This is a genomic window from Eubacterium sp. SB2, assembly GCF_001244405.1.
Lineage (GTDB): Bacteria > Bacillota > Clostridia > Lachnospirales > Lachnospiraceae > Faecalicatena > Faecalicatena contortus_B.
On the sequence record NZ_LN865152.1, the window covers coordinates 1,031,054 to 1,045,909 of the forward strand.

At 47.0% G+C, this 14,856-nt stretch carries 14 protein-coding genes and 2 tRNA genes; 3 read left to right on the plus strand and 13 right to left on the minus strand.

Annotation, left to right across the window (positions count from 1 at the left end; all coding sequences use genetic code 11):
* Nucleotides 1-257 precede the first annotated feature (257 nt).
* From BN1938_RS12050 to BN1938_RS12070, 5 genes are all read right to left on the minus strand, one after another.
* A complete protein-coding gene (locus BN1938_RS12050; protein WP_050640803.1) occupies nucleotides 258-1,553 on the minus strand; it encodes an amidohydrolase in 1,296 nt (431 codons plus the stop codon).
* A gap of 332 nt (nucleotides 1,554-1,885) precedes the next feature.
* The gene (locus tag BN1938_RS12055; RefSeq protein WP_050640804.1) at nucleotides 1,886-2,245 is read right to left on the minus strand and encodes a prenylated flavin chaperone LpdD; all 360 of its coding nucleotides are present in this window, start codon (nucleotides 2,243-2,245) and stop codon (nucleotides 1,886-1,888) included.
* Nucleotides 2,246-2,349: 104 nt separating this feature from the next.
* Entirely contained in the window at nucleotides 2,350-3,081 is a 732-nt protein-coding gene (locus BN1938_RS12060) for a DUF554 domain-containing protein (protein ID WP_050640805.1), read from the minus strand.
* A gap of 89 nt (nucleotides 3,082-3,170) precedes the next feature.
* Nucleotides 3,171-3,743, minus strand: a complete 573-nt coding sequence (locus BN1938_RS12065) for a UbiX family flavin prenyltransferase (RefSeq protein WP_050640806.1) — start codon at nucleotides 3,741-3,743, stop codon at nucleotides 3,171-3,173.
* 11 nt (nucleotides 3,744-3,754) lie between these two features.
* Entirely contained in the window at nucleotides 3,755-5,221 is a 1,467-nt protein-coding gene (locus BN1938_RS12070) for a UbiD family decarboxylase (RefSeq protein ID WP_025655725.1), read from the minus strand.
* 126 nt (nucleotides 5,222-5,347) lie between these two features.
* Here BN1938_RS12070 and BN1938_RS12075 point away from each other — a divergent pair, with 126 nt between their 5' ends.
* The gene (locus BN1938_RS12075) at nucleotides 5,348-6,223 is read left to right on the plus strand and encodes a LysR family transcriptional regulator (RefSeq protein ID WP_050640807.1); all 876 of its coding nucleotides are present in this window, start codon (nucleotides 5,348-5,350) and stop codon (nucleotides 6,221-6,223) included.
* Nucleotides 6,224-6,322: 99 nt separating this feature from the next.
* Here the strand turns inward: BN1938_RS12075 and BN1938_RS12080 are convergent, their stop codons facing one another.
* The 5 genes from BN1938_RS12080 to BN1938_RS12100 form a co-directional block, all read right to left on the minus strand.
* Nucleotides 6,323-6,625: a DUF6506 family protein gene (locus tag BN1938_RS12080; RefSeq protein ID WP_050640808.1), complete on the minus strand. Its 303-nt coding sequence runs from the start codon at nucleotides 6,623-6,625 to the stop codon at nucleotides 6,323-6,325.
* A gap of 245 nt (nucleotides 6,626-6,870) precedes the next feature.
* Nucleotides 6,871-7,746, minus strand: coding sequence for an MBL fold metallo-hydrolase (locus BN1938_RS12085; protein ID WP_050640809.1), 876 nt, complete (start codon nucleotides 7,744-7,746; stop codon nucleotides 6,871-6,873).
* Between the two features lie 167 nt (nucleotides 7,747-7,913).
* A tRNA-Cys gene (locus BN1938_RS12090) sits at nucleotides 7,914-7,984 on the minus strand.
* Between the two features lie 6 nt (nucleotides 7,985-7,990).
* Nucleotides 7,991-8,062 (minus strand) — tRNA-Glu (locus BN1938_RS12095).
* 174 nt (nucleotides 8,063-8,236) lie between these two features.
* Entirely contained in the window at nucleotides 8,237-9,337 is a 1,101-nt protein-coding gene (locus BN1938_RS12100) for a DUF3810 domain-containing protein (protein ID WP_050640810.1), read from the minus strand.
* A gap of 295 nt (nucleotides 9,338-9,632) precedes the next feature.
* On the opposite strand from BN1938_RS12100, the gene BN1938_RS12105 reads away from it, so the two are divergent.
* Together BN1938_RS12105 and BN1938_RS12110 are read left to right on the plus strand one after the other, a co-directional pair.
* Complete coding sequence (locus BN1938_RS12105; protein WP_050640811.1) at nucleotides 9,633-10,262, plus strand: cytidylate kinase-like family protein; 630 nt, start codon at nucleotides 9,633-9,635, stop codon at nucleotides 10,260-10,262.
* Nucleotides 10,263-10,371: 109 nt separating this feature from the next.
* A complete protein-coding gene (locus BN1938_RS12110) occupies nucleotides 10,372-10,920 on the plus strand; it encodes a DUF2284 domain-containing protein (protein ID WP_050640812.1) in 549 nt (182 codons plus the stop codon).
* Here BN1938_RS12110 and BN1938_RS23395 read toward each other — a convergent pair.
* Genes BN1938_RS23395 through BN1938_RS12120 form a run of 3 tightly spaced genes read right to left on the minus strand, consistent with a single transcriptional unit; the run spans nucleotide 10,917 to nucleotide 14,706 of the window.
* Nucleotides 10,917-11,087, minus strand: a complete 171-nt coding sequence (locus tag BN1938_RS23395) for a hypothetical protein (protein ID WP_156320700.1) — start codon at nucleotides 11,085-11,087, stop codon at nucleotides 10,917-10,919. The two genes, BN1938_RS12110 and BN1938_RS23395, sit on opposite strands and share 4 nt — an antisense overlap.
* A 13-nt stretch (nucleotides 11,088-11,100) precedes the next feature.
* A complete protein-coding gene (locus BN1938_RS12115; RefSeq protein ID WP_050640813.1) occupies nucleotides 11,101-12,144 on the minus strand; it encodes a ribonucleotide-diphosphate reductase subunit beta in 1,044 nt (347 codons plus the stop codon).
* Nucleotides 12,145-12,171: 27 nt separating this feature from the next.
* Nucleotides 12,172-14,706: a ribonucleoside-diphosphate reductase subunit alpha gene (locus BN1938_RS12120; protein ID WP_050640814.1), complete on the minus strand. Its 2,535-nt coding sequence runs from the start codon at nucleotides 14,704-14,706 to the stop codon at nucleotides 12,172-12,174.
* Nucleotides 14,707-14,856: the final 150 nt, after the last annotated feature.

Genomic DNA, 14,856 nt, shown 5'->3' on the forward strand with positions numbered 1-14,856 from the left:
AATCAATTTGATATAAATCACATTATAACCTGTAAAAGCTGTTTCGTCTATGTAGTAATCTGTGTTAAGGATCAACTGGACCGGGATGTGTATTCTTTCATTAGTATGAAATATATACAGGAATTTCTGAGCAGATAAAAGGACTGACTCCCTTTATATCTAAGCGGAATTCAGCCCTATAAAATTATGATGAATTACTTTGTGTAACCAGGCCGGCGTCTCTGCCTGAGACACTGCGGCACCTCGAATCATCCGGATTATCCCTGACAGGAACTGCTCTCCTTGTCATAGACAATCTCCCCATCCACGATTGTATATAAAGTCTGCGTAAATACCTCCATAGGATTTCCGTCAAACACCGCAATATCCGCATCCTTTCCTGGCTCAAGACTGCCTACGCGGTCATCCGTCCGGCAGATCTGCGCCGGATTTATGGTCAGCGCTTTCAGCCCTTCTTCCATAGGCAGCCCGTATTTTACAGAGTACCCCGCACAAATAGGGAGATATTGGATCAAAGCGACCGGGTGATCCGTTGTCACCGCAATCTTCACTCCCGCGTCAGCGAGAACCCCGGCCGTCTTAAAGCTCATATACTCTACCTCTACCTTGGATCGGGAAGTCAGATCCGTCCCTACAATCGCCGGATATCCCGACGCTGCGATCTCTTCCGCGATCAGATGCCCGTCGGTACAATGATCTATAGTGATATCCACATCAAACTCCTTCGCAATCCGTATGGCGGTAAAGATGTCGTCCGCCCTGTGTGCGTGAGCCTTCAGGGGGATTTCCTTCTTCAGCACGGGAATCCACGGCTCCATATCAAAATCCTGTTCCTCCAGATTGCCGCTCTCCCGTTTTTCCAGATACTTTCTGGCATCAAACAGCGCTTTCCTCAGCATATAGGCTGTTCCCATCCTTGTAGAAGGACATGTATTCTGTTCCCCATAGGTTGTCTTTGGGTTTTCCCCGAATGCTACCTTCATAGCCGCCGGGCTTTTGACAATCATTTCATCCACACAGCGCCCATGTGTCTTCATAAATACAAACTGACCGCCCACGACATTTGCGCTGCCGGGCCCGGCCATTACTGAGGTGATTCCCGCCTGGATCGCATCGTGGAATGCCGGATCCATGGGATTCACCGCATCCAGCCCACGGATTGCCGGGAGGACAGGATTCGTCATCTCATTGCAGTCATCCCCGATGGTCCCGCTCTTCTCTTCCGTCAGGCCTATGTGTGCGTGTGCCTCGATCAGACCGGGAAGCACCCATGCACCATGTACATCCAGTACCGCTTCGTCATATTCATCCTCTGCAGTACCCCCGCCCTCTTTATCCGAAATTGTCCGTCGGGTCCCGCCGGATAAAGAAGACAGACTTCTCTTACCTGAAGAAGTTTCATCCTTCTTCAGGCCTCCCAGATCCGGCAGCCCTATTTCGACCGCATGCTCCATGGGTCCGACTGCATCAATGATTTTCCCCTTGATTCTTACATATCCATTTTCATATACCTTCCCTGCCATGGTATAGATTTTTCCGTTAATGATCCACATAAAAAAGCCCCCTTCCAAAAATACGATTTCAGATACGTTTCGCTTTAAAAACATATTCCTATAAAGTATTTCCGAAGAGAGCTTATTTATTCTGAATCTGTAACTATATGGCCGATCCGGTATACGCAGGTATCAGACACTTGTTACCGAAATATTAATACACTGATGTACTAGTACATCGTATAATAATTAACTGCCACATAAGCCGACCTAAATTTCCGATAGCACTGCTCCACAAGCCTGAGCGTAGCCCACACTACGCCTGCGTTTGCAGAGCAGCACTCTTGAAAATTTATCTCAGCTTATGAGGCAGTTACTTATTTTACGATGTACTAGGGAATTTCCAGGTCTGCTGCAAATTGTTTCACGGTCTGCTGTACTTCTATGATCTCTTTTTCTGTGATTCCGTCCGTGTGAAAACCACCGCTGCACACCGTTACTGCATTCTTTTTCCGGCATACCTCTTCCGCCACATAGCGGCAGATAATGTCGTCTTTATGCCCCGTCACATTCAGTGTGGAGGATGTAACACTGATGCTCCCATCTCCGCTCAGAGAGGGTCTGGGTATGGAGAGAACCGTACATCCGATATGCGGCTTGTCACCGCCCTGCATGATGATAAAATAATCCTCTCCCAGCCGTTTCACTTGAATTTTTAACGTTGCAAATGACAGTATAATTGTCCATTCCATCTTACATACTCCTATGTATCTATTTTATTTCCTACGGTACAGTCCAGGCCGGTCTTAACTGTTATGTTCCTTTACCATATCTGCGTTTTTAAATAGTCCGTAATTTAAGAAACAAGCGGCATTATATACGTCACCCACAGATAGGACAACGGCATTACAATAATCATCGCGGGTATCATATCTGCTGTTGGGAACTTCTTTATATTTACCATGCGGAAACCGGTTGCCAGCATCAGAAATCCGCCGCAAGCCTTGAAGTCATTAATCATCGCCGGTGTAGTAAGCGGGAAGATTATGGTTGCTCCGAAAAACAGTAAAGCGAAGATTATAAACTGCGGCACTGCGATCAGGGATACCACTGCACCCAGATTGCATGCAAAAATAGCTGCTGTAAATAAGTCCAGGATTGATTTGGAGATCAGAATGGAGTGGTCTCCGCTCATTCCCGCCACGATAGATCCATAGATACCTGTACCACTTGCACAAAACAGTACAATAATTGTAATGAGGGTACTCATGAATTCTTCTTCCGGCAATGAGCTGTTGGAACCTTTTACAAACTTACTGATCATCTTCTGCATACCGGCTGCACCTTTATTGATGCCGGCGCCAAGATGGATGACAAGTCCAAGCCCTGTTCCGATTACAATCGCAAAGATTACAGCGGGCATATTTTCCATTAATCCGATGGTGCTGATTCCCATTCCCATGGAACACACTCCGAATACCATCGTAATCTGTGCTTTGAATTCTGCTGACAGTTTCTTGCTCAGTACCGTTCCTAATACTCCGCCGATTACGACGGACAATGCATTTATAATTACTCCTATTGGCATGTCACTTACTCCTCTTCCTCTCAAATTTGCAGGACTGCACCGATTTTATTACAGCCTGTTGTATTTCTGTAAAATTTAATGTTATAATGTTATAGTCCATTCCATCTTCGAAATTTCCTGGCATCTATTCCAAATGGCTCTACCAGTTTTGCTGCAGTGTGATAGATCATCTCGTCAATATTTTCCGGCCTGTGATAGAAGGTCATCATTGGCGGGATAATCCGGACTCCCTGCATCATAGAAAGTTCGTAAAGATTTCTCAGATGGATCGGACTTAAGGGGGTCTCTCTTGCCGCCAGCACCAGAGGCCTCTGCTCCTTTATTGTTACGTCTGCTGCCCGAAGAATCAGATTATCTGCATACCCGCCGTGAATTCCGGCTATTGTCTTCATACTGCAGGGTACAATGAGCATCCCCTCTGTACGGAAGGACCCACTCGCAGGAGCGGCTCCGATCTCGGTCATGTTCAGTACATGATCCGCGCTTTGGCATATGTCTTCCACCGTATAGGAAGTCTCCTGCTTCAGCGTTATTTTTGCCGAATCACTCATGATCAGGTAAGATTCGTAATCTTCGGCTTCCCGAATTAATTCCAGGCAAGTATGCAGTATAGGAAGTCCGCTTGCCCCTGTGGCTCCTATTATAATCCTCTTCTTTTCCATAGCTTATATCCTCAGTCTTTCACCCAATGTGTTGGATCAACGTCCATAAACTGTGCTCTCTTAAATCTTTCTTTCTGGTCAAACGGCACGGTGCAGTCAAAGATTGTCTTGCAGGCGATTCCGCGGTTTTTAATACTCGGTGAGCATGCAGGATCATTTGATGGATCCAGCGGATGGCATCTTACGCCCGGGATGGTAATAATATCTACATCTCCCTGGAATCTGGTGTTCATGGCCCAGAGCACATCATTGATATCAAAGCAGTCCACATCCTCATCTACAAGGAAGATATGCTTCAATTCACTAAATGCCGTAAATGCAACCAATGCTGCCTGTCTCTGTCTTCCTTCATCACTTGCAACGGTCTTTTTAAACTGCATTACCGCCATATATTTTCCACCGCCTGCAGATGCGCAGTACACGTTCTGGAGTTTGCCAGGCATTGCTTTTTCTACCATTCCGTAGATACTTGCTTCTGTTGGAATGCCGGCCATAGATACGTGCTCTTCGCTTGGTCCGATACAGGTCTGCATGATTGGTTTCTCTCTATGAGTCACTGCTGTTACCTTGATTGTCCAGCACTGATCACATGCCGGTCCTGTATATCCCGGGAACTCAGGCATTGCATAGCCTGTATGGCTGTTCTGGTCTTCCTTTACACGTACATTTGGAAGGATCTCGCCTTCAATTACATATTCTGCGTTAGCAATTGCTTTCTCATTTACAGTCAGGCACTGGCACAGTTCTACAGGTTCTCCTCTCAGTGCACCGGCTACTGCGAGTTCGTCATATCCCATTGGTGTTGTAGGAGCCTCGAAGCAGGAACCAATTTCAATGGCCGGATCTACACCTATACTGATGGAGATCGGAAGTTTCTGTCCCAGTTCTTCTGCACGCTCTGCCATAGCGCCGATGTGACGTGCACCAGGTGTAAAGAAAATAGAGAGTTCATCTTTTCCCTGAATGCAGAGGCGGTGAATGGTAACATCACTCAGTCCAGTCTCCGGATGAGTTGCATAGCACATACCAAGTGTGATGTAAGGACCCGCATCTACAGGTGTGTTTGTTGGAGCCGGAACCAGTTTAAAAAGATCAAAATCAGGATCTTCTGCTTTATGTACTACCTGCTGGCATAACGGTGCATCTTTTACAAGAACCGGAGGAATCGGATTGTCTACGCTTTTGTATAGCATCTTGCCAACCTCTTCCGGTTTGCATCCGAACAGTGCTGCCACCCTCTTGCGGCTTGCCATAACCCCGATCGCTACCCGTGCATCCGGATGGCCTTTAATGTTATTAAAGATCATCGCAGGACCTTCTTTTGTCGGACGCATTACCGTACCGCCTGCTCCTACATGACGGTATACTCCTGACAATTCTGCCATCGGCTCAACAGGTACATCCGTCTCAATCAACTGTCCGGGCATTTCCCTCAACAATTCCAACGCGCTTCTGAGATCCACTACTTTTTTCTCCATTTCATTCTCTCCTTTGCTTTTATATTGCTTTTAGATTGATTTCATTTTAATGCTATTTATCTGGTGAATCAATTCAACTTGTGTTATAATTCATTCCAGAATGGAATGAATCAAAGGAGAGATCATATGACATTTGAACAATTGGATTATTTTATTGAGATTGTAAAACACAAAACTTTCTTTGACGCGGCAGAATCCTTACATATCTCTCAATCTTCACTTTCCAAACAGATTATAAAGCTTGAAAAAGAATTGGACGTGCAGCTTTTTGACAGAAGTAAAAGAACGGCACATCTGACGGATGCGGGTCAGTTTTTCTATAAAAATTCATTGCCGCTCGCCACTCAGTACCACCAGCTGATGAAACAGCTGAGAACCTATCAGCAATCCAAGCAGCTCAAACTTCACATCGGGATACTGCCGATTCTGAACCAGTATCAGTTTATCCCCCGATTCCGGGAATTTTCCAAGCTCCATCCGGATATTATGATTCATCTTGACGAGCTGGAGGAAAATGAACTTCTGGAAGGTCTTGCAATGGGGAAATACGATGTGATTATCGCAAGAGAAGGCCTTGCCGATACCAAACTGCACCGTACCTGGGAAGTCGCACAGGACGAGCTGGTCGTTGTAGTGCCTTCCGGCCACCCGCTTGCCGATAAGCAGGAAATCACCATTCAGGAATGCAGCCAGGAGTCCTTTATTCTGATGAATCCCTACACTACCGTTCACCAGCTCTGCCTCCGGCTGTTCCATAAAAACAAAATTAATCCTGAAATACTGCGCACCGGCAGGGTTGAATCCATCATCAGCTCGATCTCAATCGGAGATGGTATCAGCCTGCTGCCTAAGAAAAACTTTCAAACCTTCCATAGTGAAAATATAGCCGTAATTCCTTTGGTTCCAAAAGTGAACCTTCCCGTCTGCTGCATAAAAAATAAAGCCGAAGAGATTACTCCGGCTTTAAAAGAGTTTATTTTTTATTTGCGGCTATTGCATTAACTTGCGAAACCCATGCCGCCTGCCTCTTACGCACAAAGCGCCTTCAGCACAAAGCTGAAAGCGCTCTTTCTTTTACCCTGGAGTTTCGTGTCGTCAAAACTACTGAAACATTTCGTCACCGCTTTTATATCCGAAAGCCGGATGGCAGTCAAATTTTACTGCTCCTACCGCGATATCCGGGCCAACCGCTTTTTTAACTCTGGCAACACCTTCGTAACCAAACCCTGCGCATAATTCAATTGCTTTACAGCCCTTGGCCGCCATTTCTTTGGCCGCGATTTCTGCTTCCTCATAGTTTTCAACGCCGACCACATTCAAGTTGAGCTCCGCACATGGGATAACTACCTTTTTCATCTCTTCGTTCACGCCCTCTGCTACATAGATAAATGCACATTCAAACATCGGAAGTCTCCTTTCTTAAGTTATATACTGAAGTACGCACAAGGGCACACCGTAACGCATCCCCTGTTGGCAGGTTTTCAGCAAAGCTGAAAAATAAAGGATCAAAACACTTCAGCATATGGTTGATTTGTTTCACTGATTTATAAAACTATCATAGTCTTTTACCTGCCGGATGTCAATCAACCTTACAATCCATTTTATCTATGATGTTACTGTTCACGGCCTATAGGCCGTGTATAGTAACTCTATGATTTCCACAACAACTGCCCGTTTTCAAAGAGCACTTCTACACGCCCCCCGTCCTTTAGCCAGGCTAAATACGACCGTACTGTGCTTCCAACCAGCACATACTGCTCAAAGTTCATAGTAAGTCCATAGCCCAAAAACAGCTTTTGCAACACCTGTTCAAATAAGCATGGCACTTTACAGATCTCTGTAATCCTGTCTGCGATTTCATTTACCTTATCTATGTTCAGCTGGGCCAGCGGCGCAATCTGCTCCACTGCATCTGCGTGCGCAGGGACGAACATCGACGCCTCCATCCTTTTTACCTTTTCCAGGGTATCGAGATAAGCCGCAACATCATAGATAAACCCGATCTGATATTTCTCCAGCGTCTCCCTGCTGGACAGACAGTCTGCAAGATAAACCACGTCATCGGATGTCCTGAATCCCACCATATCAAAGAAATGTCCCGGCAGCGGAATTATGCTCAGTCCTTCCGGCAGGTTTTCTCTCCGCAGATACTCTGCATGACTGGGCTTTGCCATCAAAAACTTGTGCCTTAAGTCCTTTGGCGGATAACCACCATAAAGAAATGCGGGTTCAAGGACAGGGGAATTTGTAAAATCACGTTCGATTCCCGGAGCATAGATCATGCATCCAGTCTGTCCCTGCAGGTACTGATTGCCGCCAATGTGATCTGCATTGGAATGGGTATTATAGACGGCAGTCAGGCGCCAGCCGTTCTTGTCCAGAATCTGCCGGACTTTTCGGCCAGCATCCTTATCGCTTCCACTGTCAATCAGGCAGACCTCCGCCTCATTTAACTTATAAAGCCCAATCTTTGCGGGGCTTTGGATATAATAACTGTTTTTGCCTGCTTGGTTTAATTCGTACATGGCAGTACCTCCACTGTATCGTCAGGATTGTTTGGTTTTAAGCTGCATTGGCATAATCTTAAGATCTCAGGCTTTCCAGCTGATCGGAATGCATCCCGTCCGGTAGGTCTTTCTTTGCCGGAAAACAAAAAAGCCTCGGAAATCTTGAAATTCCGGGCTTTTTCCAGAGGCACAGACCGGATTTGAACCGGTGATCAGGGTGTTGCAGACCCACGCCTTACCGCTTGGCTACTGCGCCTTAGTATGACTCCTACGGGAATCGAACCCGTGTTACCGCCGTGAAAGGGCGATGTCTTAACCGCTTGACCAAGGAGCCATTATCTATTCTATAAGTGACACCGCTTTTACAGTGACCGTTGTCTATATTATCATAACTCGCCTCAAAAATCAAGCCTTTTGAACAATTTTTCTTTGTAAACTATAACAGTTCAAATGGGTCTGCGCATTTGCTGCGCAGACCTGAAAAACACCTTCACCGCCAGTAGAAATTCTACTTCATCCAGTACCCCACAATTAAGTCCACCATCCGGTCATAGCTTTCTACTCCGTCTTCCTGACCGTTTGCCTTGAGATATGTATCGTTTACTTTATTTGACACTTCCGCCACTGCCCCGTCATACTTTGCCCAGAACCGGCTGTTAGCCTGGAGGTCGGCCTCTACACTCTTATCGAGCGCCGTCCTTACCGCCTGCCATGCTTCTGCATCAGCACGCCGCAGTGCATTCATACTATAGATCCAGCCCATAAGGTATCCGCTATACTGAAAGTCCCCTCGTTCGGCATCTTTACACGCAAGAAATGCGATAAAGTTGGCTTCTTCCTCCTGCATAAATCCACGCAGGTGTGACAGTTCATGGCAGGCCGTAAACGGTATATTGTAAGCAGTCATGTCTTTGTTATAATTCGCCTCTACCGTAAATGGAACATAAACACCGGTCAGCCCCTGATAGGAAAGAATCTCTGATACGAGAAGCCCTTTCGGTCTTGGGTAATATCCCTCAAGCGCGGGATACTGGCTGCCCAGCGCTTTCATGGCTTTCACCGCATCTTTTTCCTCCGCACTCTCCAGCAGCATCACCCCGTTCTCGTCCCGTTCCACCTGTCCGGCCCTTGCATTTACTTCCTCAGTCAGCCACAGGCAGGTCTGTTTGAGGTCTTCCACCGTATATGCAGCCGTCTCAATGCCCGATTTTTCAGAGAATGAAACCCGCCTGTAATTAATGCCGCAGTTTACAACGTATAGAAGCATAAGAACAGAGACCGTCAAAAAAAGGCCGGAAGCCCACCGCAGCATGACAGCGCCCCCGCTTCCGCTTCTGGCTGCTTCCACAACCGCATGGATCAGGGAGCCCACTGTCAAAAGCACCAGAACATACAAGCACAATTCAGCCAGTGAACAGGAGAATAATCCGGAAACCCGCCCCACCACAGACACAATCACCGGATAGATGTGGGTAGAATACCATTCAGCCATCCCCGGGGACTGCCCTGAGAGTACAGTAAGAACCGCGCTCACTGCCAGCATAGAACAGCCTGTAAGCATCCGTTTTTCAGTTGTACCGAACTTCCGTTTTCTCCGCGCTCTTCCCATTCCTGCTGCTCCTCTGCAATTATGCTTTATGTACGATTGCCAGAAAAAATATATGATATATAAATCATACTGTATTCGGAAGCAAAAGACAAGATTAGACTTATGAAAGGAGGAGCCGAAATAAAGAGGTAGGTGCAGTCATCCTCCCGCAGTTACTGTACACATCCTAAAGGTATGAGCAGCAGTTGCCCCCTCTCGCAGTCTTTAAATTCATCTTGTTGTTATCTAATAAATTAAGTATAATAAAAGTAGATAGAAAGGACGAACCTAAAATAAGAGAAAGGAGCTGTAGACTATGTCAAAGAATGTAATGATCACGATAGGCAGGGAATTTGGAAGTGGCGGGCGCGAAATAGGTGCGCGGCTTGCGGAGCGGTTGAATTTACCATTATATGATAAAAATCTTGTTGAACTTGCAGCAGAAAAAATAGGCATCAGCGAAGAGAGGGCTAATTCCGTGGATGAAACTGCATTGAACGGATTTTTAACAACATACGCATACCCGCCGGGAACTATGATGGACTATGTTGGACGAGTAGATTACCAACAGCCTTTGACTGACAAAATGTTCTATGTACAGTGTAATTTGATTCGCGGACTGGCACAAAAGGGACCGGCTGTATTTATTGGAAGATGTGCGGATTATGTGCTGCGGGAACAGGCGGAATGCCTGAATGTTTTCATCTGTGCCGACAAGGCATACAGGGTAAAGAGAACCATGGAACTCTACGGACTGACTGAACGGAAGGCCGCCGATAAGATGAAAAAGATTGACAGAGAACGCCGTTATTACTATGAGACATATACCGGAAATGAATGGGATGCTGTCAGTTCTCATGATATGATCCTGAACATAAGCAAACTAGGGATGGACCGGGCAGTCAGGTATCTGGAACTGATTTATAAGGGAATGACCGGTGAATAAATTACCACAGGCACAGTTATTACAACAGCGCTACTGTCAAAAATGTAACATCCGGCCATATTCACATACTGCCGGGTCAATAAAAGTTAATTGAAAGGAATCACCAATCATGTCAGAAGAAAAAACATTTTCCCACATACCGGGAGAGTCCCAGTTAAAAGAAATCGGTATCTACCAATATGGTTTCATAGCAACCACCGACATCCTGTTTCAGGAAGAAGTCCGCAGAATCTGCCAGTCAAACGGCTGCGGCCAATACGGAAAATCCTGGGCCTGTCCCCCTGCCGTAGGCACCGTCAGCGAATGCAAAGCACGGTGTCTGGCATTTGAAAACGGCATGGTATTCACCGGAAAATACGACCTGGAAGATTCCTTCGATGTGGAAGGAATGCAGGAAGGCCACAAAGAATTCGAACAAGTATCCGCAAGACTGCGCGGACTCCTTGGCAGCAGCTTCCCCTACCTTCTGCTCTCCAACGAAGGCTGTATCCACTGCGAGACCTGCACATACCCCGACGCCCCCTGCCGCATGCCCGGAACCCTCACCCCCGCCGTAGAAGGCTTCGGAATCAACGTCCAGCGCCTCTCCAAAACAGCCAAAGTCCGCTATATAAACGGCCCCAACACAGTAACCTACTTCGGCCTCCTGCTATTTTAGACCCCCTGTTCCAGCCCAAAACACACCCCATTTCCATCACCATCCGCTGCCCCCGTCAGCTCTCGCCGCATAAAGTTCTTCCGCCTGGATGCACCAAGCCTGTATGGAATGTGCCTCCTGCCGTAGCCCGGGAAGTTTCCCGGACTGCGGCAGAAGGCACACTCCATACAGGCGCCCCTCCTAAAGATCATCCACAAGCGCGCTGCTCTTAGCATAAGCCGTGCTCCGAGCCTCGAAGAAGTCAGTCTTTATCATATTAGCATTCGAAAACTGACTGACCCAGGCCATGCTTTGCGGTTCTTTCTCATGCCCTTCGTAAATAGGATCCAGCTCCAGACCTCTACACCGCAGGTTCCCCAGATACTGGATATAATCCGTGATCATATCCCGGTTCAGCCCCTGTATATCATCCCCGATCACATAATGCCCCCAGCGGATCTCCTGCTCGCAGCCCTCCTGGATCATACTACGGTAAATTTTTGTTCTCTCCGGAGTAAACAGCAATGGCTCCTCTTTTTTCAGTTCCATCAAAATACTACGGAACAGCCACAGATGGGTGTTCTCATCCCGGTTAATATATCGGATCTCCTGCACAGATCCTGGCATCCTCCTGTTCCTGCCAAGATTATAAAAGAACATAAACCCGCTGTAGAAATACACACCTTCCAGAATATAATTGGCAATTAGGGTACATGCCAGCATTTCCGGGCTTTTTTCCTCCTGAAATGCATTATAAAGTTTTCCGATGAATTCATTTCTTTCCAGCAGATGCCGGTCTTCCTTCCACTGATAGAGTACGGCATTGCGTTCCTGCGGTTCACAGATCGTATCCAGCATATAACTATAGCTCTGGCTGTGCACCGCCTCCTGAAATGTCTGGATAGACAGACACAGGTTCACCTCATTTGCAGTAATGTATTCTCCGATATTCGGCAGATTCGCAGTCTGGATACTGTCCAGGAATATCAGGAAGGACAGGATCTTATCATAAGCCCTGCGCTCTGCAGCAGGAAGCATTTTATAATCCTTGATGTCAACGCTCAGATTGATTTCCTCCGGCACCCAGAAATTATTCATAGCCTGGCGGTACCAGTCGCTGACCCAATTATACTTCATATGATTAAAATCATTCAGATTGGTAGTATTTCCCCCAATCATTTTTCGTTTTGTAACTTCGATATCTCCCTCCGGATTAAAGAGTGGTTTCTTAACTAGTTCTGACATGTCAGCCTCCTGATTTTAACATTGTTCTTAAGAAGAGCAAACCTCACATTCCTCAACTTCAAGGCTTCTGGAGCGAATATAGTAAATCGTCTTCACCCCTTCTTCCCATGCCTGCAGATACAGATTCAAAACTCCGCGGAAGGTGTACTCATTCGTAATATAAAGGTTCATACTCTGTGCCTGGTCAATATGCCTCTGCCGGATGCCGCAGGCCCGCACAGACCAGGACTGGTCTATTAAATGTGCATTTTTATAATACCAGAATGTCTCCATCGAAAGTTCTGGTGCAACTCTCGGCATCAGCCCGTTTTTCTTCTCCTCCAGAAAATACCGGTTCATCACAGGATCCAGACCTGCCGTCGTCCCGGCTATAATGCTGGTACTGCTGGTCGGTGCCGCTGCCAGAAGATAGCCGTTTCTCAGTCCCTGTGCCGCCACCCTGTCTGCAAGCTTCTTCCACCTTTCATCTATCAGATTTCTCTGCCGGAAATACGCCCCTGTCTGCCACTCACTTCCCTCAAAATAGGCGTAGCTGCCTTTTTCCTTTGCAATATTACTGCTGGCCTCTAATGCAGCATAGTGAATATCCGCAAAAACCTTTTCTGCAAAATCCAGATGTTCCTGGCTTTCCCAGCGAATCCCATGCTTTGCAAGCATATGCTGGTATCCGCTGACGCCGAGACCGATCGGACGATATCTGAGATTATTAATCCGGGCATAGGGCACCGGAAAGAAATTCAGGTCAATCACGTTATCCAAAGCACGTACAGCGCTCTCGGTAATGTAAGACAATTCCTCATAGTTCTCCACCTGTATATGCCCCAATGACAGGCTGGCAAGATTGCACACTACAAACTCGCCTGGTTTTGTCACCGTCACGACAACGGTCTCACCGTCTACTTCCTCGGTCCGCTGCTCTTCCAGCTCTATCGCGCTCATATTCTGGGCGATCTCCGTACATAGGTTGCTGCAGTAAATCATACCTTTATGCCGGTTTGGGTTGGCTCTGTTCACCGTATCCCGGTTGAAAGCAAAGGGCGTCCCGGTCTCCACTGCACTGCGGATAATCAGCCGAAGCACATCTTTTATCGGTATGACCCGCTTGCGGATCCGTTCATCCCGCACACAGTCCAGGTACTTTTCCTCCCATTCCTCCCCAAAAGCATCTTCCAGGGCATATCCTTTAATAGTCAGTATCTCATGGGGGCACATAAGATACCAGTCACTGTCTATATGATCCCGTACCTGCTTCCAGAAATAATCCGGATAGCAGACTGCTGGAAATACATCGTGAGCCTTCATCCGTTCATCGCCGTTATTTGTCCTCAGATTTAAAAATTCCGGCAGGTCTCTGTGCCACACATCCAGATAAACCGCCACGGCCCCTTGCCGGACCCCAAGCTGGTCCACCGCCACAGCCGTATCATTAGCGAGCCGTATCCAGCGGATCACACCGCCTGCAGCGCCCTCAAATCCGCGGATAGAGCTTCCGCTTGCCCGGACTTTGCCAAAATACATGCCCATCCCTCCGCCGTATTTACTAACCTTAGCAAAGTTATCAATACTGCGGTAAATTCCATCCAGACTGTCCGGCACTGTGTCAATAAAACAGGAGGACAACTGGTGGTACGGCTTTCTCGCATTAGAAAGCGTCGGCGTTGCCATCGTCACTTTAAGCGTACTGAGCATATCATAGAAACGCCTGACCCAGATGCTTCTGTCTTTCTTCTCTTTCATCGCCAGATGCATTGCAATTCCCATGAACATTTCCTGGGGTGCCTCCAGCGGTTCCCCCGTCCTGCTGCAGATGGTATATCTCCCAAGCAGCAGCTCCAGACTGGAAAATGTAAACAGATCATTCCTTTTCTTACAAAGCCATGTCTCAAACTCCCCGATCTCTTCCTGGGAATAATTTTCTAATATATATTTTCCATAAAGCCCCTGTTCCGTAAGCCAGCATATTTTTTCATAAAAGCTGTGAATATGAAATGCCTGCATCTGCCTGTCCAGCTGAAGATCAAAACTGAGCATTCTGATCCTGGCAGCAATCATCTCCCACTTTGGCGCCTCCTGTGTCGTCAGCTCCGCACATGCTTTTACGAGTACAGCCAGCTTTTCCAGATCCGTCAGCCCAGGGCTTAAAAGCGCCTGAAATCTGGCATTCAGCTGCTCCAGCTCGTATTCCTCCTGAATAAATTCCTTCTGAATGCCGGCCAATACGCCTGTAACTCCGGGAATACTTTCTAGTTCTGCCGCAATCCGCTGGCGGGATATCCTTCGTCTCGCCCTCCCCTCCCGGTACAGGATATAGCTCTTCAGTTCCCTATAATAATTCTCCTCCATCAGAGTCCGTTCAACAAAATCCTGAATTTCCTCCACCGATATGGGCCGTTCTCCTGCATTTACATCGACCGGAAACTTCGACTCAATTCTATTCAGAAGCCTGTTGCTTTCTGATTCTTCAATAGAACTGCCCACACTGGAAAAGGCACGCCCTATCGCATTTTTAATTTTCTCCGGGTCATACACAGCCAGAGCTGCATCTCTCTTATAAATCTTCATAGAATTTCCAAGCCTTTCACACCAAATATTTTCACACACTTATACAATCTATTGTGCCATGTAAAACATATTACCACAACATATCGTTGTTAGCAATATACAGATTCTTACATTGTGAGACGAATAGTAACAGTTCAGGCAGGCCTGAAC